We start from the raw sequence: 23834 nt of genomic DNA, 5'->3' as shown, positions 1-23834 counted from the left end.
CTTTTTTACGCGCGAAACAATAGCGTGACAGGCTGGGCACAAAACCGGGGGCAGTGAGCACGAGGTAATACCGGTCTTATTGGCGGCCTAGAAAAACAGCACTTGGCCGATAAGTGCCAGGGCAGCGGTAATAGCTACCACCGTGACGATGCGGTTCAGGCGCTTAGTATCGATGAAATGGTTGAGATAGTTGGCAATGAATAAACCGACGACCACCAACGGGCTATAGGCAGCGGCGGCGTAGACCTGCGGCTGGGTCACCTGGCCGTTAAAGCCCAGGATGATAAGGGACATGACGGTACCGATCACAAAGGTGCCGGCGAGGCTGCCGCGGGTGCGCTGTGGGTCGAAGCGCTTCATAATCAGCGCCATCGGCGGGCCACCGATGGAGGTAGAGGTTCCCAGGAATCCGGAGGTAAGCCCGGCTAAGACGGTATTGCGCCTGGTGGGCTCGGGGCTCCAGCCGAGGCTGGAGAGGGACATTGCCAAGAGCACGGCGCAGCCGATGAAGATGGACAGGCCGTCGTGTGAGAGGGATGCGATCGCCCACGCACCGGCGAACGAGCCCGGAATGCGGGCGATGACGGATATGCCGACCAAGCGCCATGAGGTTTCGCGGTAGGTTCGCGCCAGCGTATAGATGGAAATGCACAGCGCGAGGAGCAAGATGAGCGTGGGGACTAAATCTGGGCGCAAGAGCGCGACTATGGGGGTGGCGATGGTGCCGAGCCCAAAGCCGATCGAGCCCTGAGTGATAGTGCCGACCAAGATGAGCACACCAATAAAGATGTAGACCCACGCGTCTGAAGAGATTCCCAAGAACATGATGGAAGGCAAGTATAGGGCACTTAACCTACAGCCGGGCGGTTACTTTCTCATTCGCTGCAATTTCATCCAAGCGGGACGCGGCGCAGAGTCCAGCGACGATAACGGCGGAGCCGCCGGCTGCTAAGGGCTCGAGCACGGCGCGGGTGAAGGAAGATTTATCGCTCCATCCGGTAGATAGCAGCCGCTCGGCGCCGCCGGGCGGGGTCACCAATTCCGGCAGGGGCTGGGTTTCACCAAAGTACTGATCGCCATAAAAACGGACGGTGGGGCCGAAGTCGATGGCACCGGTGGGCAGATCCCCGCCGGATTCAACGATGCCGCGGCCAAAGGGGTCGTCGCTGATGAGCACGATATCGGCTTGCGGCTGGCGCTCTTGGGCGGCGAGGTAGCGGGAGGGGGAGGTAAAGACGACATCGGCAAGCGCGGCCGATTCACCAAAATCAAAGGTGGGCCCGGCGGCGAGGGCGCCTAAGGCAATGACGGCAGCCTGCCACGAGGTGGGCACGTCGATGGCGATGGTGGAATCAGGCTCCAAGTCGAGCTCTTCTTCCAACATATTGGCGATCTTGGCCGCCCAGTTATCGAGCGTCTGGGCGGAAAAATCCATGCGCGCGCCGGTGGATTCGTTATAAACAGTCAGCCGTGGGGTGGCGGCATCGGCGTTTAAAAGATGGGCGAGTAGTTCCATACCCGCCCATCGTAGGCCAGCCTGCTTAGTTCACGCAGCGCGGACCGTCGCCACCAGCGTCGATTTCAGGCGCAACCTTGTTGGCGCCGAAGTCGTTGCCCGGGGTTCCCACCAGGTCGGTATCTTCTTCGGCCGCGGATTCCTCGGCGCTGGCTTCCTCATCGGAGGGGCCCTGGTAGTCATCGGTGGCCACGACGAGCAAGGTATTGTCATCGAGCTGCGGGTTTTCTACCACTGGCAGGCCACCGAGCTTTTCCGCCAGCTTCTTGGCATCTTCGCTCTCGGGGTCCGCGGCCACGACCTGAGACTCAGAGTAGATGCCGGGCTGGGCATTGGCGGAGCGCTCGACGGTATAGCCGGTGTTTTCCAGCCAGGTGCCGATGCCGGCGGCCAAGCCATCGATATTGCCGGCATTGAGGACGTGGACCTCGTTATCGGAGTTGATATCGGAATCGTGCTCCGCTGCGTTTTCGGCGTTTTCCTCCTTGTGGGCCGCGTCTTCTTCGGCTTCCTCGTGCGACATGGCCAGATCCTCCATGAAGCGGTGGACCTCATTGGTATCGATGGTGACGATGGATTCGCCGTAATCGCCGCGGCCATCGATGGAGGTCACCGGGATGGTGGTGAAGGTGACATTGCCGCCGGCCAGGCCTGCTAGCTGGGTGACAAAGCCCATGATGTCCCAGCCGTCATCGATGACCACGGAGCGCTCCACGGCCTTCGCAATCTTGGAGAGCTTGGACGGGCTGGTCAGCGTGTCATTATCGAGCACCTTCTTCACCAGCGAGGCCATATACGCCTGCTGGCGCACGATGCGGTCAAGGTCACCGCGCGGCAGGTTATAGCGCTGGCGTACGAAGGTCAGCGCCTGCGCGCCATCGAGGGTCTGGATGCCCTTGTGGAAATTGGCGCCGGACATCTCGTCCTCAACATCCTCGTTGAGGCACACCTCGACGCCACCGACGGCATCAGTAAGCAGCGTAAAGCCGAGCAAGCCCACCTCGGCGTAGTGGTCAATGGACACTCCGGTCAGGGAGTGCACCATCTTGAGCAAGCCTTCGCGGCCGGCTTCCACGCCGCGCTTTTCGATGTCCTTATCCGAATACGGTTTCTTCTCGCCCTGCGCCTCCGCCTTGGCGTTTTCCTGCTGGAGCTCCTGGACCTTGTCGTTTTTGTGCGAGGCGTAGACGGCATTGATCTTCATATTGCCGTAGTCCGGATCGTTGACATAGGTATCGCGCGGAATGGAGACCGCGGTAGCGCGCGAGCCGTCTTCCGGAATGCGCACGAGCATGATGGTGTCGGTATTTTCCTCACCCTCGGCAACGCCGGCGTGGAGATCCGCCAGCTCCTTTTCGGAGAGGGGGTTGCCCTGGGCATCGGTGCGCGAGTCCTTGCCCACGAGCAAGATATCGGCGGCGCCGTCCAAGGAAGGATCGGATAAACCATCCTCGCCCAAAGATAAGTCCGAGGCGGAGGACATGCCCGTATCCAGGCGCCCCACCGTGGCGTAGCCCACGCCGGAGACAGCCAGGATGAGGGCAGAAATAACAGCCACGATGGTTTTGGTGGCCGTGGAACCCTTTTGCTTAACCGCGCTAGCGGCAGAGGGCGCGGGTTGGATATTGCGCGCCCGGCGAGTGTTCTCAGAAGTCACAAGTGAAGGCTTTCTACTTTCCGGGGATCTGGAGACAGTTTAGGGGAGATCTCGCCAAAATTAGGGATCCGTGACCAGTTTCGCGTGTTTGAAACAGTGTCTGTCTCCGGACACAGCCTCTGGCGTGACTAAACTTGGGGCCCATTGTGACTACTGAAACTACAGCTCCGCTCGCCATTATCACCGTGACCTATAACCCCGGTGAGTACTTGGCGCGATTTATAGGCTCCCTGCCGGACGCCAGCGCTCAAGGCGCCCAGGTGGTGCTGGCGGATAATGGCTCGACCGACGGCATCCCCGAAGCCGCTGCAGCGGAAAGGGAAGGCGTGGACTTCCTCGATACCGGCGGCAATATTGGCTACGGCGCTGGCATGAACGCCGGTGCTCGGTGGGTGCGCGAGAACCGGCGCGTAGACGAAGAGTTCTTCCTTATCTCTAACCCGGATGTCACCTTTAGTGAAGATGCCATTGACCAGATGATTGCGTGCGCGCGCCGCTGGCCGGATGCCGCGGCGGTTGGCCCGCGCATCGTGGAACCGGACGGCAGCAACTACCCATCCGCCCGGTCTGTGCCGAATATATCCACCGGCATCGGCCACGCGCTGTTTTCTAACCTGTGGCCTTCTAATCCTTGGACGCGCACCTACCGCAACGATGCCGATATGTCCGTCCAGCGCCCCGCCGGGTGGTTATCCGGATCCTGCCTCTTGGTGCGTTGGGACGCCTTTGATGCCATCGGCGGTTTTGATGAGCGCTACTTCATGTACTTGGAAGACGTGGACTTGGGCGATCGCTTCGCGCGCGCCGGGTATCAAAACATTTTCTGCCCAGAAGCCGTCATCAGCCATGCCAAGGGGCATTCCACCCAGGCGCACGCCGGGGCGATGCTGCGCGCGCACCACAGCTCTGCGTACCGCTTTCAGGCGGACCGCCACCCGGCGTGGTGGCAGGCCCCGCTGCGCGCAGCGTTGTGGCTGGGATTGCGGGTGCGGGGAGCGGTAACGGCCGCTCGCGCTAGTACCGCCAAAGATTCGGACGCCTGAAGCGCGTGCCGTTGACCTGGTTTCTGGCCGCGGCCGCATACACTGACCTTCGAAAAACCTCAGAATAAGATTGTCTGCATACAAAGGATGACTATGACTGAAGCAGCCACCACCCACGGTGCCACCACCGATGCAGTGATTTTGGTGGGCGGGCGCGGAACTCGCCTGCGCCCACTGACCATTGGTACGCCCAAGCCCATGCTGCCGACGGCGAACTACCCGTTCCTGCAGCACCTGCTCGCCCGCATCAAGGCCGCGGGCATTGAGCACGTGGTGATGTCCACCTCGTACAAGGCAGAGGTTTTCGAGGAATACTTTGGCGATGGCTCCGAGCTCGGCCTGGACATCGAATACGTGGTGGAAGAAACCGCGCTGGGCACCGGCGGCGGCATTCGCAACGTCTATGACAAGCTGCGCAATGACACCGTCATGGTCTTCAACGGCGATGTTCTTTCCGGCATGGATCTTGAGGGCATTTTGACCACGCACCACAACAAGGGTGCGGATGTCACCATGCACCTGCTCAACGTGGCGGATCCGCGCGCCTTTGGCTGCGTGCCCACGGATTCTGAGGGCCGGGTCACGGCCTTTTTGGAAAAGACCGAGGATCCACCAACCAATCAGATCAACGCCGGTTGCTACGTCTTTGACCGCTCCGTCATCGAATCTATCCCGGCAGACCGCGTGGTCTCGGTCGAGCGTGAGACCTTCCCGGGCTTGCTTGCCGATGCCCGCCTGGTCGTCGGCCACGTCGATAACTCCTACTGGCGCGATATGGGCCGCCCCGATGACTTCACTCGCGGCTCCTCCGACTTGGTGCGCGGCATCGCGCCATCGCCGCTGCTGGAAGGCCGCACCGGTGAATCCCTCGTGGAATCCTCGGCCGGCATTGCCGGCGGCGTGCTGCTGCTGTCTGGCACCGCGGTGGGCCGCGGATCCGAGGTGGGCGCCGGCTCCCGCCTTGAAGGAACCGTGGTCTTTGATGGCGTGCGCATCGAACCAGGCGCCATCATCCACAACTCCATCATTGCCTCGGGCGCACACATCGGTGCCAACGCGGTCATCGAAAACTGCGTCATCGGCGAAGGTGCCCACGTTGGCGCCCGCTGCGAGCTCGTGGACGGCATGCGGGTCTTTCCTGGTGTGACCATCCCCGATGCCGGCATCCGCTTTAGCTCCGACGCCTAAAGCGCCCACCACCTACCCCTCCGCACCGCTTGCAGCTCGGCCGCGAGCGCGGTGCGGAGGGCTTTGTGCTCCCCGCCCGGCCGAGATTTTGGGAGACACGCCGATACTTCCTGAAAATTGTTGACAGAAAAACCGGGCACCACTATATCTAGTACCCCCTACCTATACCCCCGGATGGCACCGGATGTTACTAATGTGACGGATGGGGATCGTGTGCAGCGTTTTTGCGATAAAGCGCAGAAAAGGCACTAATTCAGGTTGACGATATTTAGTGATCCGGTGTGAAATTACATCAGTGCAAGAAACGGCGACCGACACACCCGTTTTACGGATTGGCTCGCGGATTGACGGCGATTCAGTCGTACTTCAGCCTCGTGTACAGTCGGTTGCACTGATTAGGATTACCCAACCTCGGAGAAAGGAAAAGGCGTGGACAAAATGGCTAATAACAACGCCATTCTCCGTGGCGGTGCTGCTGCAGAGGTATCGCTCGATGAACTCTTCGGTGCCGTCGAGCAGGAGTGGCAGGATCAAGCGTTGTGCGCGCAGACGGATCCAGAGGCATTCTTTCCCGAAAAGGGAGGTTCCACCCGTGAGGCAAAGCGTATCTGCCAAGCCTGCGCGGTGCGCGATGAGTGCCTGGAATACGCGCTGGAGCACGATGAACGCTTCGGAATTTGGGGCGGGCTTTCGGACCGCGAACGCCGCCGCCTCAAGCGCGAGATTGGTTAATTAAGTTGTGTGTGCTCTAGCCCTTGGCTGCGCCCCATGTGGTGCTGTCAAGGGCTAGAGTTTTCTTTAGCGCGACTATGCTTTCCTACCAGCTATAGCGTGGGTCTACCTCCTCTGGGGCGAGGTTTAAGTAATTGGCCACCAGGGCGGTAATGACCGTGCCGAGGAGCTCCGCGCGCTCGGCGGCGGTGACGGCACGCTGCTCAATGGGCATGCGGAAGATGACGAGGCGGGCGCGGGTAGGGCTGCCGGAAGAGTCGACTCCGGCGGGCACGATGCGGCCGAGCGGCACGGGACCATCGGCAATGATTTCATCCGGCAGCACCGTCATATCCGCCGAAAGGCGCATGCGCGGGATGGTATCTACTGCAAGGTCGAGCCCGCGCAATTGCGGGGCGAAGGCGTGCTGAATGGGGGCGTAGGCCTCGAGGACAGCGGCATCGAAAAGCTCGCGGGCGCTGCGGTAGCGCGGGGTTTGCTGCGGCAGCAGGGGCCCGTGCAGGCCGCGCCCGTGGCGGTCACGGGCGGGTCGGATATGCGGGCGGGGGCGAGCGGCGGTCATGGCGTTGATTCTAAAGCTCGGTGGCGGCGCAATAAGTGCAGCCACGCCGGGGAAGTACTATCTAAATCTCAACCAAGGGTTTAGACTAATGCGCGTGACTGAATCTCGCCATTGCTCCCGCCCAGGCTGCGGCCGACCCGCCGTGGCGACGTTGACCTACGCATATGCGGATCAGACCGCTGTGGTTGGCCCGCTGGCAGAAGAGGATAACCCGCACAGCTGGGATCTCTGCAGCACTCACCGCGACCGCATCTCCGCGCCGGTGGGGTGGGAGCTGGTGCGAGTAGACCGCATCGAGCTCGACGAGGATGACGACCTTATGGCCCTGGCCCAGGCGGTCAAGGAAGAAGGCAGGGTTACTACGGGGCTTGTCGATGACCGCAGCGCCGGCTCCGGGGCAGATCCCATCGATTACGCCGCCACCTTCGATGGCGCTGATCCCGCCAATTCCAACCACCCGGTATTTCGCACCCGCCGCGTGGCCTATGCCAAAAAGGCCCGCCGCGCTCACCTGTCCGTCGTCCCCGATGCGAACAGCGAGGACAGTTCCAGCTCCGCCGCGGAGCAAGACACGGCGACCGAGTCCGAGTCCGACTAAGCGCGGGTTGAGCACAGCGCCTGAAAAGCCCCGCGCTAGTTAGCTGCAGACACGGAAGGAGCACTGCGCTAGTTGCCCGCAGGCAGGGAGTATTATTGCGAGGTATGCGAACTCGTGAGCATCTTGATGCAGTGATTAAGGCCTATGACGTCCGTGGCGTGGTGGGCGAAGATATCGATGAAGACTTTGTGCGCGATACTGGCGCCGCCTTCGCCGCGATCCTGCGCGAAGAAGGCGAAAACACCGTGGCCGTCGGCCACGACATGCGCCCGTCTTCACCCGCGTTGGCGCAAGCCTTTGCTGAAGGCGTGGTGAGCCAAGGCCTCCACGTGACGCTTCTGGGGCTTACCTCCACCGATGAGCTCTACTATGCCGCGGGTTCTATGGAGTGCGCGGGTGCGATGTTTACCGCCTCCCACAACCCGGCGAAGTACAACGGCATCAAGCTCTGCCGCGCCGGTGCCGTCCCCGTGGGGCAGCAGACTGGGTTGGAAGAAATCAAGCAGATGCTTATCGATGGCACCCCAAACTACGACGGCCCCCATGGTGCCATCGCAGAGCAAGAAATCCTGACCGGCTACGCCGATTTCCTGCGCCACCTCGTGCCGCTGGAAGAGTCCAAGCCGCTGGTCGTCGCCGTCGACGCCGCCAATGGTATGGGTGGGCACACCGTCCCGGCCGTCTTCGATGGCCTGCCCTTTGATGTCCGCGATCTCTACTTTGAGCTTGATGGCACCTTCCCCAACCACGAGGCGAACCCGCTGGATCCCAAGAACTTGGAGGATCTGCAGACATTTACCGTAGAGCAAAACGCCGATATCGGCCTTGCCTTCGATGGCGACGCCGACCGTTGCTTCGTGGTGGATGAAAAGGGCCAGCCGGTATCGCCTTCTGCCATCTGCGCGCTGGTGGCCAGCCGCTACTTGGATAAGTTCCCAGGCGCGACCATTATCCACAACCTGATTACCTCCAAGACGGTGCCGGAGCTCATCGCGGAAAAGGGCGGTACCGCCGTGCGCACGCGCGTGGGCCACTCCTTCATTAAGGCCCAAATGGCCGAGCACAAGGCGGCCTTTGGCGGCGAGCACTCAGCGCACTACTACTTCCAAGAATTCTGGAACGCCGATTCCGGCATGTTGGCCGCCATGCACGTGCTGGCCGCGCTGGGGCAGACGGATAAGCCGCTCAGCGAGCTCATGGCGGAATACTCCCGCTACGAGGCATCCGGCGAGATCAACTCCACGGTAGCGGATCAAAAGGCCGCCACCCAGGCCGTGCTCGATGGGCTGGCGGATAAGATCGAATCTGTCGATGAGCTCGATGGCGTCACGGTCGAGCTCAAGGGCACGGACGCGTGGTTTAATGTGCGCGCTTCCAATACCGAGCCGCTGCTACGGCTCAATGTTGAGGCGAAGACCTCCGAAGAGGTCCAGCAGATTGTGGACGAGGTCCTCGCCATCATCAGGCGCTAATTGCTGGAATCACTGAACTACTGCGCGCGGGAGTGGGCCACCATGTCTTCCCACTCCACGTACTTCTTTCGCTCGCGGCCTTCGCGCTCGCCCAGTGCGCGCTCAGCGGCATCGAGGCGTTGCCAATCCTGCCAGGTGAGGTAGTCGACGCCCTTATCCGCGAAGGCCTCGGTGATATCGCCGGCGGTGGGGGAAGGTAGGCTGCCCGCGGCGGCATCATCAAGCAGCATGCCAATGGTTTCGCTGGCATCGGACTTGGTAATGCCAATCAGGCCGACGGGCCCGCGTTTTACCCAGCCGGTGGTATAGAGGCCGGGAACAATGGCACCCTCTTCGTCGATGACGTGGCCGCCGTCATTGTTAATGACGTTCTTCTCTCTATTAAACGGCACGCCGTCCACGGCGTCCGAGCGGTAGCCCGTGGCAAAATAGACCGCTTGCACCGGCCACGTGGTGAATTTACCGGTGCCGCGCACGTTGCCATCGCCGGTCAGCTCGGTGCGCTCCGTTTTAATCCCGCTGACCCGGCCGTTCTCACCGAGGATCTCCACCGGCTGTTCAAAGAGGTGAATCTGCAGCGTATGCGGGGCCTTTTTGGGATCGCGAATGGCATATTGCTCAAGAACCTGGCAGACCAAATCCGTGGACTTGCTGGAAGCGCGCGCCTCTAGCGAGGCCTCATCGTAATCAATATCTTCGGGGGAGACGACCACATTGATGTTGTCCGAGTGGTCGAGCTCTTTGAGCTCTTGCGGGGTGAACTTGGCTTGGGCGGGACCGCGCCGCCCGAAGACGCGCACGGTTTCTGCCTTATTGCGCGCCAGTGAATCGTAGACATTATCGGCGATTTCGGTCACCTTAAGTTCATCGCCCGTCTTGGCCAAGATGCGCGAGACGTCCAGGCCCACGTTGCCCACGCCGATGACGGCGACCTCGCTGGCGGAGAGATCCCACTCGCGCTCAAAACGCGGATTGCCGTCATAGAAGCCTACGAACTCACCGGCGCCGTGCACTCCCTGCAGTTGTGCACCAGGGATATCGCGGTGGCGATCGCCTACCGCACCGGTGGCAAAGATGACAGCATCGTAGTGCTGCTGCAGCTCGTCTACGGTGATATCGCGGCCGATGTGCACGTTGGTAAGCAGGCGAATCTGCTCCGTGTCCAATACGCGGTGCAGGGATTTAATAATGCCTTTAATGCGTGGGTGGTCAGGGGCCACGCCGTAGCGAATGAGGCCGAAGGGGGCGGGCATCTGCTCAATGAGATCGATGTGTACATTGCCACCGGTCTTTTTCACCAAGATATCGGAGGCGTAAATGCCGGCGGGACCGGAACCGATGACGGCTACGTTTAAGGGCTTTTCTGACACGGTAATTTTGCCTTTCTTGTCTGCGTATTCTCCCGCGGTGGGGTGAAGGGAACGACCCTCGATAAATATGCGTAAATAGACCACATAGTCTATTTATCGCGGTTGAGTGCGGGATTTCTCTTAAGAGAGTGAACCGTATGGTCTATTTGCAGACAAGTGGAAGAATTAGATTCTTTATTAAACCTTCTCAAAGTGCAGGTCACAGCTTTGGGAAAAGTGAAAATAAAACAGACCGCTTTGTCTGTAATCTATAGACGAGTAGGTTTCACCTCAACGCTTTGAAAGGGAGGTCTACACCACATTATGGCTACCGCAACAACGACCAAACGCAAGCCACGCGCCAATAAGCCCGAGGGCCAGTGGAAAATTGACGGTAAGGAACCGTTGAATAACGATGAGGCCATCAAGCAGGACGATGGTGGGCTTTCTGCCAAGCAGCGCGTGATAGACATCTACTCCAAGCAGGGATTTTCCTCCATCCCGCCGGAGGATTTAGCACCGCGCTTTAAATGGCTCGGACTATATACGCAGCGCAACCAGAACCTGGGCGGGGAGATGACCGCCAAGCTATCCAACGCGGAGCTGCAAGATGAATACTTCATGATGCGCGTGCGTTTCGATGGCGGCCGCGCCGATCCAGCCAAGCTGCGCGCGGTGGGAGAAATCTCGCGCGATTATGCTCGCTCCACCGCGGACTTTACAGACCGCCAAAATATTCAGCTGCACTGGATCCAGATCGAAGACGTGCCCACCATCTGGGACAAACTCGAATCCGTGGGCCTGGGCACCTTGATGGGCTGCGGCGATGTGCCGCGCGTCATCCTGGGCTCGCCGGTCGCCGGGGTAGCCGAGGATGAAATTATCGATGCCACCCCAGCCATCGAAGAGATTAAGAATAATTACTTACCGCGCGAGGAGTTCCACAACCTTCCCCGCAAGTTCAAAACCGCCATTTCCGGCAATGCGCGCCAGGACGTTACGCACGAAATCCAAGACGTTGCCTTTGTAGGCGTCAACCACCCCGAATATGGCCCCGGTTTCGATTGCTTCGTGGGCGGGGGACTATCCACCAACCCGATGCTCTCGCAGTCTCTAGGCGCGTGGGTGCCACTCGAGCGCGTGCCGGAAGTATGGGCCGGTGTGGTCAGCATCTTCCGCGACTATGGCTTCCGCCGCAACCGCAACCGCGCGCGCTTGAAGTTCTTGGTGGCTAAATGGGGCATCGAAAAGTTCCGCCAGGTCCTCGAGGAGGAATACTTGGACAAGCCGCTTGTCGATGGCATCCCGCTCGAGGTCAATCCCGGGAGCCGCGATCACCTGGGCGTGCACCGGCAAAAGGACGGCAAGTTCTACGTCGGCGTGAAACCCACCGTGGGCCACGCGACGGGCGAGCAGCTCATTGCCATTGCCGATGTCGCAGAAAAATTTGGCATTTCGCGCATCCGTACCACCCCGATGAAGGAATTGCTCTTCCTCGATGTGGAAGAAGACGATATTCCGGCTCTCTCCCGCGCACTGGATGAAACGGGCTTGTATTCCCAGCCCACGGAGTTCCGCCGTGGTGTCATCTCCTGCACCGGACTGGAATTTTGCAAGTTGGCGCACGTGACCACGAAGGCCCGCGCCATCGAATTGGTGGACATTCTTGAAGACACCCTGGGGGATTTGGATGTACCCATTTCCATCGCCTTGAATGGCTGTCCCAATGCGTGCGCGCGTTCCCAGGTATCCGATATCGGGCTTAAAGGCCAGATCGTCACCGATGCCGATGGTAACCGCGTCGAGGGATTCCAGGTCCACTTGGGCGGTGCCCTCGGCCTGTCCCCCGACTGGGGCCGCAAGCTCCGCGGGCACAAGGTCGTGGCCGATGAAGTACCGGACTACGTCATCCGGCTGGTCAATAAGTATAAGGAACAACGCGAAGAAGGCGAGCAGTTTCGCCACTGGGTACTGCGCGCCGAGGAGGAAGATCTGCAGTGAATTTTCGCCGTAAGCCTAATCCCAATCGCAACCACCCCACCTTTTGCCCGTACTGCGCCGGCACCGATCTTTTCCCCGATGAAGAAGACGACTTTGCCTGGAACTGCCAGGAGTGCCTGCGCGTATTTTCGGTCCGCTTCCACGGACAAGACGATGCCCCCGTGGCACCGGCCCCGGCCGTTTCGTCCACCGAAGCTCTGCAGCGCTCCCTAGCCCGCCGCGGACACTCCACGGCTCCAGTGGATTAAGGATGCACCATGACCGCACTCATCACCTTGTCCCACGGCTCGCGCCACCCGGGCGCCGCCGTCGGCATTGAACGGCTCACCCAAGCCGCGGCCGCCGCGATACCAGCTCACCCGGCCTATAGGGCGGCGCACTTGGAGTTCAATACCCCTGATCTCACTTCTGCTGCGCTCGACCTCGCGCGCTGCGGGAAAGATTCGGCCGTAGTGATTCCGCTGCTTTTTACGCAGGGCTACCACCAGCGCGTTGACGTTCCCCGCGTTATCGCTGCGGCTGAAGAAGCCTCAGGCCTGCGCTTGGTGCAAGGCGAGTGCTTAGGCGGAGGGCGCGCCGCACGAGATGCGGACAGGCGGGAAGCAGGGGAAGAGGAACTGGCGGCGGTACTCGCCGCGCGCGCCAGGCCTGGAGATACCCACCACGTCATCTACTCCGTTGGTTCCTCCGATGCTGCGGCCAATGACTCCATCCGCCGGCTCGCCGCTCGGGTATCCCAGCTTACCGGTGTACCCGCCACGGCCGCGTTCGCCACCCGGGGTGGCAGCAACGGCATTCATGCATTGGCAAGGAGCACTGCGCGAATGCGGGTTATCCCGCTCTTTGTAACCGCAGGACTGCTCCTTAAACCACTGTCATCTACTCCCAGCAATGTCACCGTCGATCCCGTTCTTGGTACCGATCTCGCTGGCATCGTTGCTGCCCACTATCACATCGCCCAGGAGGTCGGTGTCCCATGCTAACCCTTATTTTAATCGCCGTGGCCGGTGCGGCCGCCCAGCTTGTCGATGGCGGCATCGGCATGGGCTTCGGCGTCACCTCAACCACCATCCTTCTCCTCGCGGGCCTTGGGCCTGCCCAAGCCTCCGCCGTCGTCCACACAGCCGAGCTAGGAACCACCGCAATGTCTGGCCTGAGCCACGCCCGCTTTGGCAATGTGGATTGGAAAACCGTCTTCCGGCTGGGCGTGCCGGGGGCCATCGCGGCGTTTATCGGCGCCACCGTGCTCTCCAATATCTCCACCGATGCGGCAGCCCCGATTACCGCGCTCATCTTGGTGGCCATCGGCAGCAACCTCATCTGGCGCTTTTCCCGCCCGCGCCGGGCGAAGTTTGTGCAAAGGCGCAGCCATTCCACCCCATTTTTGATCGGGCTCGGTTCCGTTGGCGGCTTCGTTGACTCCACCGGTGGCGGCGGCTGGGGTCCGGTATCGACCTCGACGCTCATGGCGATTGGCCGCGAGCAGCCCCGCCGCATCGTCGGCACGGTAAATACCGCCGAATTCTTGGTCACACTGGGTGCCACCCTCGGCTTCGTCGTTGGATTGTGGCAGGATATCGTCGCCAACCTCTCCGCCGTGCTGGCCCTGCTCATCGGCGGGTCCATCGCCGCCCCGATTGCGGCATGGGTGATTTCCCGGATCGAGCCGGTCGTCCTCGGAGGCCTCGTGGGTACGGCCATCGTGGCTCTCAATATCGGCAAGGTCTTAGGCGGGCTAGAAACCTACTTCGGGCTGACGGTACCGGGCTTCGTCTCCCCGCTGCTCATGGTCCTAGTCCTCGTCGTGGGCATTTCCGCCACCATCCACGGTGCGCGCGCTACCCGGGCAGCCCGCGCGAGGGAGCTGGAGGCCGAAAACGCCGAAACCAAGGCGCACGCGGAATTTCATGCCGCAGGTTTTGCACACAGCGCGGCCGGTGCCTCCAAGGACGTGAGCGCCGTGGAGGAATCCGCACCGCGGGCGGATAAAGCCTAATCCTCGGCCGGGTCGAGGCCGGCAACCTCGCCGATGACATACACAGCGGGGGAGGAGACGTTATTGTCCTCCATCGTCTGCGCAAGGTGTTCTAGATCGCAGCGAAATTCCCGCTGCGTATCCAGGGTGCCCTCCTGAATAATCGCGCACGGCGTCGACCCAGCAAGCCCGCCTTTTTGCAATGCCCTGGCAATCGCCGGGGCATTTTTCGCGCCCATGATTATGGACAAGGTCGCACCTGACTGGGCCAGGGCATGCCAATCCACCAGGGACTTCTCGTGGCCTGGAGGCAGATGCCCTGATACGACGGTAAAGCCGTGAACCATTCCGCGCTGGGTGACGGGGATGCCAATGCCCGCGGGCACGGAAACCGCGGAGGTCACCCCTGGGATGACGGTGGTGGGGATAGATGCCTGGGTTAAGGCCTGTACTTCTTCAAAGCCGCGGCCGAACACGAAAGGATCTCCGCCCTTCAGCCGCGCTACCTTCCGGCCGGCTTGAGCGTGCTCGATGAGCAGCTCGTTGATCTTGTCCTGGGTAATGGACTTCTTGTAGGGCAGCTTGGAGACATCGATAAGCTCCTTGGCGGAGATATTGCAGAGCTTATCCAACTGCGCGGCAGGGCCTAGGTGATCGGTCAGGATGACCTCGGCCTCCTGCAAGGCGCGCATGCCGCGAACCGTAATCAGGTCCCACGCGCCAGGGCCGCCACCGATAAGGGATACGGGGTGAATTTGTGCGGACGTCATGCCGCACCATCATAGTGGGAGCCAGACTATGCTTGAGCGATATGGATAACGGTTTCACTGATGGTTCCGCCTATGACACCGAAGCGGTGCGATTTTTTGATGTCGCCCACGAGGGCGCGCAGATTCGTCTGCTCGCCGGGCAAATGGGGCGCTGGGGTGAGATCCTCAACGGGCTCAACCCGCGCTCCCTGGTCATCCTGCCCACCGATGCCATCGCCCGCGAGGCAGCGCACCTCGGCGTCGGCTTGGCCGAACCGCTGCGCATCCCGCTGGTGGTGACGGAATCGCTGCCGCAATACGTGGGCGCGCTCGATATCGTCGTAGCGGTAGGCGAGCCCGCAGAATGCGATTGGGCCTCCCGCGCGCTCATCGCGGCGAGCCAGCGTGGCGCCACCACCATCTTGGTGGGCCCGGCAAGCGGCCCCTTGGTAGAGGATTGCCCGGAAGACACCCTGATTGCCCCCTCGCTTCCCACCGCAGAGGGCTGCTCGCCGGCGCGGTTTATCACGGCCCTGTACGCGCTGTGCAGCATCGTGCATACTTCCCCGCGCGCGGTGCGCGAGGAGCTAGAGGATCTAGCCGCCGCCGTGGACCGCGAGATTGAGCAGCTTTCGCCAGAGCGCGATGATGCCATCAATCCCGGCCGGCAGCTGCGCGAATACGCCGAGGGCGCGCGGATTATCCACTCCTGCGTCATCGATCCCTACGCGTATGCCGAGCGCCGCGAGCGCGTGCACATCGATACCCTGGTCGCCCGCATGGCAGCAACCATCTGGGCCGTGCACGGGTTGCCCGGCACCTTTGTCGAGCCCGCTGACCTGCGCGGCGCACTCGATCGGGGTGCCGAATCCAGTACGGCGCCCGCGCCTGCCGATGACCTTTTCTACGACCCCTTCATCGACGGTGCTGGCGCGGATGCACCTTTGATACCCTTGAAGGTGATTTTCTGGGGGCAGGAAGAGGCGAACCTGCCCAACTCGCTTGCAGTCCGCAGCACCGACCCGGAACCGGGCCTTGGGCATCTTGCCCGCTCACTGCAGCTTATTACGCGGAGTTTTGCCGCGACCGCCTACGAGATTTCTAAAGGATAGAAATAAATGCAATTACTGGAAGGCGCTACCCGCAACTACTCGTGGGGCTCGCGCACCCTCATCCCTGAGCTGCGGGGCGAAGAAGCCGCAGAAAAGCCGGTGGCTGAACTCTGGTTTGGCGCCCACCCGGGCGATCCCTCCACGGTGGATGGCCAGCTTCTCAATGAGGTTATTGCGGCGGATCCAGAAGGCCAGTTGGGCGCTCGAGTCTATAAAGAATACGGCGAGAACCTGCCGTTCCTGCTGAAGATCCTCGCCGCCGAAGATCCGCTGTCTTTGCAGGCCCACCCGTCCAAGGAGCAGGCCGAGGAGGGTTTCGCCCGCGAAAACGAGGCGGGCATTGCCCTGCAGGCTGCAAACCGCAATTACAAGGACGATAACCACAAGCCGGAACTTATCGTGGCTCTTTCAGATTTCTACGCCATGGCCGGTTTCCGTCCCTTGGCACAAACCCGCGAGCTCTTTGCCGCCTTGGAGTGCCCAGAGCTTGAGCGCTACCTAGCTATGCTTGACGATGACCCCGCGGAATCCTCCGAGTCCGCCAACCTCCGCGTGCTTTTCACCACGTGGATTACCATCCCCTCGGCCAAGCGCAAGGAGCTCATTAAGGCCATCGTCGCTGCCGGTGAGCGCCTAATTGCCGCCGATCCGACGGATTGGAAAGCGCGGGTCATGGCCACGGTGATAGACCTTAATGACCGCTATCCTGGCGATATCGGCGTGCTCGGTGCGCTCTTGCTCAACCACATCGAGCTTGCCCCAGGCGAAGCCGTCTACCTCGATGCCGGGCAGCTCCACGCGTATGTCTCCGGCCTGGGCGTAGAAATCATGGCCAATTCCGATAACGTTTTGCGCGGCGGGTTAACCCCGAAATTCGTGGATGTGCCGGAGCTGGTCAAGGTCTTGACCTACGCGGCCGCCACTGAGCCACGGGTGCAGCAAAAGGATAAGCAGTACCAGGACAATGTCCACGGCGCCGAGGCATGGTCCTATCCGGTGCCTATCGATGAGTTTCTGCTCGATCGCGCCGAGCTCGGGCCGGATTCTTCCGTCGATCTCGATTATGACGGCCCCACCATCGCCTTGTGCACCGCTGGTTCCCTCAACCTGCGCAATGCCGCGGGCGAGGAACTAATCCTTTCTCCGGGCCAAGCCGCATGGTTGCCAGCCTCCGAAGGGGTGGTTACCGCCCATGCTCACACTGTAAATGAGGCAAATCCTGAGGGCCCCACGGCGCAATTATTCGTGGCCCGAGTCTAAGGGGCCTTATAACTGTGCCCCCTTGCTGGAAAACCCAGCAAGGGGGCACTTTTAGGTGCTGGCCGCATTTTGGCCGAGGCTAACTCCCTAGTACCAGTTGCGCTAGCCGCATAGAGGACTTAGCGCGCAGCGGAAGATCCTGCGGCAGAGCTTCCCGTTGCCGGGATATCCGTGGGCTCTTGGTTTCCCGCCTGTTCCGTAGCGGCAGGCTTCCCGGTTGCTTCCGGCTCGGCGTGTGATTTATTTTTCGCCTGCGGTGCGCTAGAAGGCGCTCCCGCACCTGCACCGTGTCCCTCTGCGGTGGCGTCAGGAGCCGCTGGGGTGCGCTGCGCGCTCCCCTTGGTATATGACTTTTGTGGGGTCTGCGTCGATGGCGGCTCCGGGGTTTCTGATCCGGCGGGCTCTACCGGTTTTCCGGACTCTCTACCCTGATCACTTTGACCAGGCTTCTCCTCGCCCGGGGCAGGGGATGGAACAGGAGAGCTCGGTGCCGGGGACGACGGTGCTAGGTTATCCGGCTTGCTGGGGTTATCCGGGACCGCCTGCATGGTGCCGGTGCCATTTTGCGGCACCTGCCCGCCCTGGTTGGACGGGGCATTATTAACGGAAGTGCCTGGAGAGTACACATTGTCGGGGCGGTACACCTTGGTAGGGCGGGTGGCCGCGTGGGGATGCGTGACTGCATTGGGCGCCAAGTATGGGTCCGTTGATTCAGGGTGCTGGTGGTCTGATTCACCGGCGCCAGAATTGGCCTCTGCGGGGGCAGAGTTTTCCGTCGAGGGCTTCTTATGCGTCGACGATGAGGTCGATTCTTCAGCGGACGTATTTTTTGGTGCCACGGTAGAGGTAGGGGACTCATTCGCGGCATTGGAGTAACGGGCGCTCGGCGTGCTCATGCGCCACACGCCCACTCCCACGACGACGGCGGCGATAAGGCCGAGCACGATGAAGACGTACACGCGACGTGAATCTGGTTTCATCGTGCCCTCCTTTCTTGGTTGCATAGGGTGGGTAACAAGTTGATAACGAGAGTATCATGTATTGGAATTTCCGCGACAGGCTGCGGATTCCGTGATATGTAAACAACGCAGAGATGAGAAAAGGCAGTGCCTATGCAATCCTTTTCATGCCCGATTTTTCTCCGCCGGAAAAGCGTGTATAAATGGCGCTAAACCCGTCGAAGGAGTGAGAAATGAGCAGCTGGGACGAAGAGATTTTTAGCACCGATCTCAACGTGGATTTTCTAGATGAATTGGCAAACCTCGATGAAGAAGGGGTAATCCGCGCAGTACAGGATGCCTGCGAGGTGGCTCGCAGCAAGAACGATTTAACCGAGGAAGAACAGCTCAACGCCCACGCTGCGGCCACGATCGCCGCCATTTGGGCAGGCGCGCCGTTCAGCGCCAGCGAAACCGTTGAAGACTACCCCTATATTAGGGACTTGGTGGGAACCGTTGACGATACCCTGACCGAAAATGCCCTTGAGATCCTGGATACCGTCGAAGGAGACTACGACGTGGAACCGTTTATCGAGGCACTTTCTTAAAAACCACCTCCCTCGGTGCCGCTGGCGCCGCCTAGGAGCAGAAAGGATTCTGCATATCTCACCATGCTTATAAGCATTGAAGGCATTGACGGCGCCGGAAAAAATACACTTGCGACCGCAGTGCGGGACGCCCTCCAAGTCCCAGTAAAAACCGTTTCCTTTCCGCGTTATGAGACCTCCATCCACGCGCAGCTTGCGCGCGAGGCGCTCTACGGAAAGATGGGCGACCTTACGGATTCGGCCTACGGTATGGCCACGCTTTTCGCCCTCGACCGTTTTGGGATAAAAGAGGAATTGCTGGCGGCGAAGCAAACGCGCGAGGTAGTGATCTTAGACCGCTATGTAGCCTCCAACGCTGCCTATTCCGCAGCCCGGTTGCGCGACGATAGCCTCTTCCAATGGGTCTATGACCTAGAATTTGGCACCTTGGGCCTGCCACAAGCAGACCTGCAGGTGTATGTGGATACGGCGGTGGAGGTGGCATCGGCAAGAGCGCAGTCCCGAGCCGCCAGTGATTCCACCCGCGAGCGCGACCACTATGAACGCGATGGGGGATTGCAGGAGCGCACCGCCGCCGCTTACCGGCGCCTAGTCGAGTCCGGGTGGGGCGGGCGCTGGATCGCCACCGCCGATGCGGATACTATTACGGCAGCAATAAATGACCTTGTAGGAGATTAAAACGTGGCGCCAACGATTTTGGTCGTGGATGATGATCCAGCGATCTCGGAAATGCTGACCATTGTCCTTGAATCTGAGGGACTAAACCCCGTCCCCGTCATGGATGGCAATGATGCCGTTCCTGCATTCCGCGAGCATGAACCGGATCTCATCCTTTTGGACCTCATGCTGCCGGGTATGAATGGTGTGGATATCTGCCGCACCATCCGGCGCGAGTCCGCGGTGCCCATCGTCATGCTTACCGCCAAGACCGATACCGTGGACGTGGTCTTGGGGCTTGAATCCGGCGCGGATGATTACATCACCAAGCCCTTTAAACCGAAGGAACTCATCGCCCGCATTCGGGCGCGCCTGCGCCGCACCGACTCCGCGGAACCGGAAACCCTTGAGGTCGCTGATCTCATCATCGACGTGCCGGAGCACACGGTGCGCCGTACTGATGGCACCGAATTAAACCTGACCCCGCTGGAGTTCGATCTCCTGCTGGAAATGGCGCGCCACCCAGGGCAGGTGCATACCCGCGAGTCGCTGCTGGAATCCGTCTGGGGCTACCGCAATGCCTCCGATACTCGTTTGGTTAACGTGCACGTGCAGCGCCTGCGCGCCAAGATCGAGCACGATCCGGAAGATCCGCAGATCGTGCTGACCGTGCGCGGCGTGGGGTATAAGACCGGCAAGGCCGGTGCCGGGGAGTAAGGAAAAATCAGAATTCTGGACCGCGTGCGGCGCATTCGTGACGCCATAGTAGATACGCTGCGCACCTCATTGCAGGCGCGCGTTATCGGTATGATTGTGGTCGCCTCCTCGGTGGTCATGATTATCTTGGCCTACGCCTTGGTCTCCGTGCTGACCCAGCGGTTGGTATCCCAAAAAGAAGACGTGGCGCTGCAGGAGCTCGAGCGCGCCCGCACGGCGGTGGAGCAGCAAATCGATGCCACCAGTTCCGCCAACTCGGTGCAGGTGCGCATCAATTCCGCCCGCGCTTCTTTGGATCAGCTCTCTGCGCAACAAGGCGATGCGCAGGCCGTGTATGAACCCGTCATCGTGGTGGAAAACCAAGATGGATCCATCACCACCTCGCCGGAGGATTTCCCGGTGCCGGAACAAATGCGGCAGATGGTGGGCCAAGACCAGATTGCGCAGCAGTATTACCCCGTCCCGCGCGGCAATGGCGATTACTATAACGCGCTCATGGTGGGCACACCCACCGATGCCGAGATTCCGAATTTGCAGGTCTACCTGGCCCTTTCTATGGAATCGGAAGAATCAACAATGGCGCTTATGCGCGGCCTGCTCTCTGCCGCCGGCGTGGTGGTCGTGGTCTTGCTGGTGGGCATTGCCTGGTTGGCAACCCAGCAGGTCATTACCCCGATTAAGTCCGCGTCCCGCATCGCCCAGCGCCTGGCTGCCGGCCACCTCAAGGAGCGCATGGCCGTGGATCGGGACGATGAGATGGGCCGGCTTGCCGCCTCCTTTAATAATATGGCGGATAAATTGTCCTCCCAGATTGCGCAGCTGGAGGAATACGGCGATTTGCAGCGGCAGTTTACTTCCGATGTCTCCCATGAGCTGCGCACCCCCATTACCACCGTGCGCATGGCCGCAGACCTCATCGAATCTGAGGCCGATAGCCTGCCCGCGGGCGCGCAGCGCGCCTCGAAGCTCATGTCCAGGGAGCTGGACCGCTTCGAGGAGCTGCTCGCGGATCTGCTAGAGATTTCCCGCCACGATGCCGGCGTGGCGGACCTATCCACCACGGCCATTGACCTGCGCTCCTGCGTGGATGCCGCCTACCGCCAGGTTGAGCATTTGGCGCAGAAGCTCGACGTGGAGGTCGTTCGCAATATGCCGGATGAGCGGATTTCCATCCAGGCCGATTCGCGCCGCATCGAGCGCATTTTGCGCAACCTCTTGGCCAATGCCATCGACCATTCTGAGGGCAATCCTGTGGTGATCGATATTGCCACCACGGATAAGGCCGTGGGTGTAGCCGTTACGGACCACGGCGTGGGCCTGAAACCCGGACAAGAAGAACTAGTATTCAACCGTTTCTGGCGCGCGGATTCTTCCCGCAAGCGCCACTCTGGCGGCACCGGGCTGGGCCTTGCCATCGCCCGCGAGGACGCGGCCCTGCACGGCGGCACGCTCGATGCATTTGGCGTATTTGGCTACGGCTCCCGCTTCCGCCTCATCATCCCGCGAGAGCCGAATACCGAGATTGGTGAAGAGCCCATCTCCCGAGAGATTCCAGGCGCCCCGGGCACTGGTTCAGACGCCGCGCACGACGCGCTTGCCGATGCCCCAGCTACCGCCGACCCCAGCGGCGCAACCGGCGCCGCTGTTGGCGCCGCTGCCGACGCAGCTAGCGATGCCGACACCGGGCAAGCTGGTGCAGCGGAAGCTGGTGCAGCAGAAGACGAGGACGAGGGCGGCGCCGGTGGGGCATCGCCAAGCAGCAGCTCGGTGGTAGGCCGCGGAATTGGCATCGACGATGACTCGGCGGAGGCGACCGAGGCGGATGGTGACGGAATCCTGTGGCCTTCTGAACGCAACCGTGGGGCCGCCTCGCCCGAGGGGCGCTCCTATAAGGCGCCGGATTTTAAGGGGGATAAATAAATGAATTCGGTCATTATGAAGGGAATATGGCGGCGGCACACCGCCGTGGGCGCGGTGGTGGCGCTGTGCTTTGTTACCGGCTGCTCAACCTTGCCGCACGATACGAGCCCCCAGGTCGTGGGTACCTACCACAAACAGGCCGATGGCCCGGAAGAGGTCATTGCCCCTGAGGCGGGGGCGGAACCGGACCTTACCCTGCGCGATTTTTATCGCGCCGCGGCCGTTCCAACCAATGACCACGATGCCGCTCGCGGGTTCCTCACGAATAACGCCCGCGGGGCCTGGGATGCCTCAGGCGATGTCATGGTGGTCGATAGCCTGGATATCGTGACCGCGCCCGATAAGAAACAGAATACGGCGGCGGATGCGCGCTCCTTCAATGTGCGCGGCACCATCATTGGACGCCTCAAATCCGGCGGGGCCTATGTGCCAGAAAATGAGAGCTACGAAGCTACCATCGACATGAAAATGGTAGATGACCAGTGGCTCGTTGATAGTCTGCCGGCCGGGCTGGTTATCGAGCGTAATGAGCTGCGCAATCATTACACCCCGCAATCGCTCTACTTTTATAAACAAACCGATGACGTCCTCGCCCCGGACCGCCGGTGGCTGTATAAGGGCAGCGAGGAATCCGAGTCCACGCTGATCACCCTCTTGATGGAAGGCCCATCTAGCAGCATCGCCCCGGCCACCCGCCGGGCGGCGGATGAAAAGGTCACCTTCGCTGGCTACGACAACGAAAACGGCTACCAGTTCGAGGGCTTGTCAGACTTGGATGAAAATGACCGCACCCGCTTTGCGGCGCAATTGGTCTGGACGCTTTCTGATGCCGGGCATATCGGCCCCTTCAAGGTTAAGGCCGATGGCAGCAATCTGGTAGAAGGCATGGACACCGTCAGCGTGGATGATTTTGCTGACTATAACCCCAAGGTAAACAGTAATTCCCTGTCCACGCTGTACGCCTTGAATGAGGGCAACGTGCTGGAGGTCGATAGCGGGGTGGCCGAGCCGGTTAAGGGCTCTTTGGGCTCGAGCGGCAATGTGCAATCGGTCGATGTCACCGAATCCGGCATGATTGCGGCGGTCAGCCGGAAGCCTAGCGGTGACTTCAAGCTGCAGATGGGCGAAATCGGCGCCGCGTTGCAGGATTCGGTCGAAGGTAAGACGCTGGCGCGGCCCACCTTTGAATATAACGGGCAAGCCGTGTGGACGGTGGTCGATGGAGACCGCATCGTGCGCGTCGTGCGCTCCAAGACCACCGGACGGATTTCAGAATCCGAGGTCGATGCGCGCAGCATCGACGATATCGAGGGAGAAATCTCCGTTATCCGCCTCTCCCATAGCGGCGCACGCGCGGCGATGATCATCGATGGCCACGTCTACATCGCCGCGGTGGCCCAATCCAGCAGCGGCGATAAGCGCATCGTCAACGCCCGCGAGGTGGGCCCTGAGGTCTCTGGTTCAGCATTATCGCTGGATTGGAATAACGATGGTTCGCTCATCGTCGGTACGTCCTCTGGGCAGTCGCCGGTATGGCGCATCGAGCAGGATGGTTCCTCGGCCTCTACCATGCCGACGGGTAATATCACCGCCCCGGTAGTCGCGGTGGCTACCTCGCCATCGAAGCTTTATATTACGGATTCCCATGCCATGCTGGAGCTTCCCGCCACGGTGGTCGATGAGGTGAACTGGCGCGAGGTGCCTGGCCTGCAGGGTCGGCGCTCTTCGCCTATCGTGTCTAGCTAAGAGGCGGCCGCGCTGGGCGACGCTGCCGCAGAGG

At 60.9% G+C, this 23834-nt stretch carries 23 protein-coding genes; 16 read left to right on the top strand and 7 right to left on the bottom strand.

Going from position 1 to position 23834, the window contains the following annotated elements; genetic code table 11:
- Positions 1-87: 87 nt before the first annotated feature.
- Genes QP908_RS04640 through QP908_RS04630 form a run of 3 tightly spaced genes read right to left on the bottom strand, consistent with a single transcriptional unit; the run spans position 88 to position 3173 of the window.
- Entirely contained in the window at positions 88-825 is a 738-nt protein-coding gene (locus tag QP908_RS04640) for a sulfite exporter TauE/SafE family protein (protein WP_239269392.1), read from the bottom strand.
- Positions 826-853: 28 nt separating this feature from the next.
- A complete protein-coding gene (locus tag QP908_RS04635) occupies positions 854-1516 on the bottom strand; it encodes a TIGR03089 family protein (protein WP_239269393.1) in 663 nt (220 codons plus the stop codon).
- Between the two features lie 25 nt (positions 1517-1541).
- Positions 1542-3173 carry an LCP family protein gene (locus QP908_RS04630; protein WP_239269394.1) on the bottom strand — a complete coding sequence of 544 codons (1632 nt, stop codon included), beginning with the start codon at positions 3171-3173 and terminating at the stop codon, positions 1542-1544.
- 134 nt (positions 3174-3307) lie between these two features.
- Between QP908_RS04630 and QP908_RS04625 the strand changes: the two genes are divergently transcribed.
- The 3 genes from QP908_RS04625 (at position 3308) to QP908_RS04615 (ending at position 6136) form a co-directional block, all read left to right on the top strand.
- Entirely contained in the window at positions 3308-4216 is a 909-nt protein-coding gene (locus QP908_RS04625; protein WP_239269395.1) for a glycosyltransferase family 2 protein, read from the top strand.
- Positions 4217-4309: 93 nt separating this feature from the next.
- The gene (gene manB, locus QP908_RS04620; protein WP_239275621.1) at positions 4310-5404 is read left to right on the top strand and encodes a mannose-1-phosphate guanylyltransferase; all 1095 of its coding nucleotides are present in this window, start codon (positions 4310-4312) and stop codon (positions 5402-5404) included.
- Positions 5405-5842: 438 nt separating this feature from the next.
- On the top strand, positions 5843-6136 hold the full coding sequence (locus QP908_RS04615; RefSeq protein WP_005277485.1) for a WhiB family transcriptional regulator: 294 nt from the start codon (positions 5843-5845) through the stop codon (positions 6134-6136).
- A gap of 85 nt (positions 6137-6221) precedes the next feature.
- Here QP908_RS04615 and QP908_RS04610 read toward each other — a convergent pair whose 3' ends face one another.
- Positions 6222-6698, bottom strand: coding sequence for a metallopeptidase family protein (locus QP908_RS04610; protein ID WP_239269397.1), 477 nt, complete (start codon positions 6696-6698; stop codon positions 6222-6224).
- Positions 6699-6786: 88 nt separating this feature from the next.
- Between QP908_RS04610 and QP908_RS04605 the strand changes: the two genes are divergently transcribed.
- Positions 6787-7296: a DUF3499 domain-containing protein gene (locus tag QP908_RS04605; RefSeq protein ID WP_239269398.1), complete on the top strand. Its 510-nt coding sequence runs from the start codon at positions 6787-6789 to the stop codon at positions 7294-7296.
- A 104-nt stretch (positions 7297-7400) separates the two neighbouring features.
- Positions 7401-8768, top strand: a complete 1368-nt coding sequence (locus QP908_RS04600; RefSeq protein ID WP_239269399.1) for a phosphomannomutase/phosphoglucomutase — start codon at positions 7401-7403, stop codon at positions 8766-8768.
- Between the two features lie 17 nt (positions 8769-8785).
- Here the strand turns inward: QP908_RS04600 and QP908_RS04595 are convergent, their stop codons facing one another.
- Positions 8786-10138, bottom strand: a complete 1353-nt coding sequence (locus QP908_RS04595; protein WP_239269400.1) for an FAD-dependent oxidoreductase — start codon at positions 10136-10138, stop codon at positions 8786-8788.
- Positions 10139-10441: 303 nt separating this feature from the next.
- On the opposite strand from QP908_RS04595, the gene QP908_RS04590 reads away from it, so the two are divergent.
- From QP908_RS04590 to QP908_RS04575, 4 genes are read left to right on the top strand one after another with little or no spacing between them, the layout of a single operon-like run.
- Positions 10442-12118 carry a nitrite/sulfite reductase gene (locus QP908_RS04590; RefSeq protein WP_239269401.1) on the top strand — a complete coding sequence of 559 codons (1677 nt, stop codon included), beginning with the start codon at positions 10442-10444 and terminating at the stop codon, positions 12116-12118.
- A complete protein-coding gene (locus tag QP908_RS04585; protein WP_005277497.1) occupies positions 12115-12366 on the top strand; it encodes a hypothetical protein in 252 nt (83 codons plus the stop codon). Before QP908_RS04590 ends, QP908_RS04585 begins: the two co-directional genes overlap by 4 nt.
- 9 nt (positions 12367-12375) lie before the next feature.
- A complete protein-coding gene (locus QP908_RS04580; protein ID WP_239269402.1) occupies positions 12376-13101 on the top strand; it encodes a sirohydrochlorin chelatase in 726 nt (241 codons plus the stop codon).
- Positions 13095-14114, top strand: coding sequence for a sulfite exporter TauE/SafE family protein (locus QP908_RS04575; RefSeq protein WP_239269403.1), 1020 nt, complete (start codon positions 13095-13097; stop codon positions 14112-14114). Before QP908_RS04580 ends, QP908_RS04575 begins: the two co-directional genes overlap by 7 nt.
- Here the strand turns inward: QP908_RS04575 and cobA are convergent.
- Positions 14111-14863, bottom strand: coding sequence for a uroporphyrinogen-III C-methyltransferase (gene cobA / locus QP908_RS04570; RefSeq protein ID WP_284771777.1), 753 nt, complete (start codon positions 14861-14863; stop codon positions 14111-14113). The genes QP908_RS04575 and cobA overlap by 4 nt on opposite strands.
- Before the next feature lie 41 nt (positions 14864-14904).
- Here cobA and QP908_RS04565 point away from each other — a divergent pair, with 41 nt between their 5' ends.
- Positions 14905-15954 carry an exopolyphosphatase gene (locus QP908_RS04565; RefSeq protein WP_239269405.1) on the top strand — a complete coding sequence of 350 codons (1050 nt, stop codon included), beginning with the start codon at positions 14905-14907 and terminating at the stop codon, positions 15952-15954.
- 6 nt (positions 15955-15960) lie between these two features.
- On the top strand, positions 15961-17214 hold the full coding sequence (manA, locus tag QP908_RS04560; RefSeq protein ID WP_239269406.1) for a mannose-6-phosphate isomerase, class I: 1254 nt from the start codon (positions 15961-15963) through the stop codon (positions 17212-17214).
- 119 nt (positions 17215-17333) lie between these two features.
- On the opposite strand, the gene QP908_RS04555 is transcribed toward manA, so the two are convergent.
- On the bottom strand, positions 17334-18194 hold the full coding sequence (locus QP908_RS04555) for a hypothetical protein (RefSeq protein ID WP_239269407.1): 861 nt from the start codon (positions 18192-18194) through the stop codon (positions 17334-17336).
- A gap of 212 nt (positions 18195-18406) precedes the next feature.
- Here QP908_RS04555 and QP908_RS04550 point away from each other — a divergent pair, with 212 nt between their 5' ends.
- From QP908_RS04550 to lpqB, 5 genes are all read left to right on the top strand, one after another.
- Positions 18407-18760: a DUF4259 domain-containing protein gene (locus tag QP908_RS04550; protein WP_239269408.1), complete on the top strand. Its 354-nt coding sequence runs from the start codon at positions 18407-18409 to the stop codon at positions 18758-18760.
- 63 nt (positions 18761-18823) lie between these two features.
- Positions 18824-19438 (top strand): dTMP kinase, encoded by a 615-nt coding sequence (locus QP908_RS04545; RefSeq protein WP_239269409.1) that lies wholly within the window; start codon positions 18824-18826, stop codon positions 19436-19438.
- A gap of 3 nt (positions 19439-19441) precedes the next feature.
- Positions 19442-20134, top strand: coding sequence for an MtrAB system response regulator MtrA (gene mtrA, locus QP908_RS04540; RefSeq protein ID WP_005281774.1), 693 nt, complete (start codon positions 19442-19444; stop codon positions 20132-20134).
- A 90-nt stretch (positions 20135-20224) separates the two neighbouring features.
- Positions 20225-22054 carry an MtrAB system histidine kinase MtrB gene (mtrB, locus tag QP908_RS04535; RefSeq protein ID WP_411697142.1) on the top strand — a complete coding sequence of 610 codons (1830 nt, stop codon included), beginning with the start codon at positions 20225-20227 and terminating at the stop codon, positions 22052-22054.
- Positions 22055-23800, top strand: coding sequence for an MtrAB system accessory lipoprotein LpqB (lpqB, locus tag QP908_RS04530; protein WP_284771775.1), 1746 nt, complete (start codon positions 22055-22057; stop codon positions 23798-23800).
- Positions 23801-23834 lie beyond the last annotated feature (34 nt).

Source organism: Corynebacterium sp. MSK204 (assembly GCF_030229885.1).
In the GTDB taxonomy this organism is placed as follows: domain Bacteria; phylum Actinomycetota; class Actinomycetes; order Mycobacteriales; family Mycobacteriaceae; genus Corynebacterium.
The sequence above is the reverse complement of the archived record's forward strand: the minus strand, read 5'-3'. Positions and strand labels throughout refer to the sequence as shown.

Excerpts from the sequence above, each read along its gene's own strand:
- QP908_RS04635 (WP_239269393.1), bottom strand. The coding sequence starts at position 1,516 with ATGGAACTACTCGCCCATCTTTTAAACGCCGATGCCGCCACCCCACGG.
- QP908_RS04565 (WP_239269405.1), top strand. The coding sequence starts at position 14,905 with ATGGATAACGGTTTCACTGATGGTTCCGCCTATGACACCGAAGCGGTG.
- manB (WP_239275621.1), top strand. The coding sequence starts at position 4,310 with ATGACTGAAGCAGCCACCACCCACGGTGCCACCACCGATGCAGTGATT.
- cobA (WP_284771777.1), bottom strand. The coding sequence starts at position 14,863 with ATGACGTCCGCACAAATTCACCCCGTATCCCTTATCGGTGGCGGCCCT.
- QP908_RS04605 (WP_239269398.1), top strand. The coding sequence starts at position 6,787 with ATGCGCGTGACTGAATCTCGCCATTGCTCCCGCCCAGGCTGCGGCCGA.
- QP908_RS04600 (WP_239269399.1), top strand. The coding sequence starts at position 7,401 with ATGCGAACTCGTGAGCATCTTGATGCAGTGATTAAGGCCTATGACGTC.
- QP908_RS04575 (WP_239269403.1), top strand. The coding sequence starts at position 13,095 with ATGCTAACCCTTATTTTAATCGCCGTGGCCGGTGCGGCCGCCCAGCTT.
- mtrB (WP_411697142.1), top strand. The coding sequence starts at position 20,225 with ATGATTGTGGTCGCCTCCTCGGTGGTCATGATTATCTTGGCCTACGCC.
- QP908_RS04555 (WP_239269407.1), bottom strand. The coding sequence starts at position 18,194 with ATGAAACCAGATTCACGTCGCGTGTACGTCTTCATCGTGCTCGGCCTT.
- QP908_RS04590 (WP_239269401.1), top strand. The coding sequence starts at position 10,442 with ATGGCTACCGCAACAACGACCAAACGCAAGCCACGCGCCAATAAGCCC.
- QP908_RS04615 (WP_005277485.1), top strand. The coding sequence starts at position 5,843 with ATGGCTAATAACAACGCCATTCTCCGTGGCGGTGCTGCTGCAGAGGTA.
- QP908_RS04580 (WP_239269402.1), top strand. The coding sequence starts at position 12,376 with ATGACCGCACTCATCACCTTGTCCCACGGCTCGCGCCACCCGGGCGCC.
- QP908_RS04550 (WP_239269408.1), top strand. The coding sequence starts at position 18,407 with ATGAGCAGCTGGGACGAAGAGATTTTTAGCACCGATCTCAACGTGGAT.
- QP908_RS04640 (WP_239269392.1), bottom strand. The coding sequence starts at position 825 with ATGTTCTTGGGAATCTCTTCAGACGCGTGGGTCTACATCTTTATTGGT.
- QP908_RS04610 (WP_239269397.1), bottom strand. The coding sequence starts at position 6,698 with ATGACCGCCGCTCGCCCCCGCCCGCATATCCGACCCGCCCGTGACCGC.
- lpqB (WP_284771775.1), top strand. The coding sequence starts at position 22,055 with ATGAATTCGGTCATTATGAAGGGAATATGGCGGCGGCACACCGCCGTG.
- QP908_RS04545 (WP_239269409.1), top strand. The coding sequence starts at position 18,824 with ATGCTTATAAGCATTGAAGGCATTGACGGCGCCGGAAAAAATACACTT.
- manA (WP_239269406.1), top strand. The coding sequence starts at position 15,961 with ATGCAATTACTGGAAGGCGCTACCCGCAACTACTCGTGGGGCTCGCGC.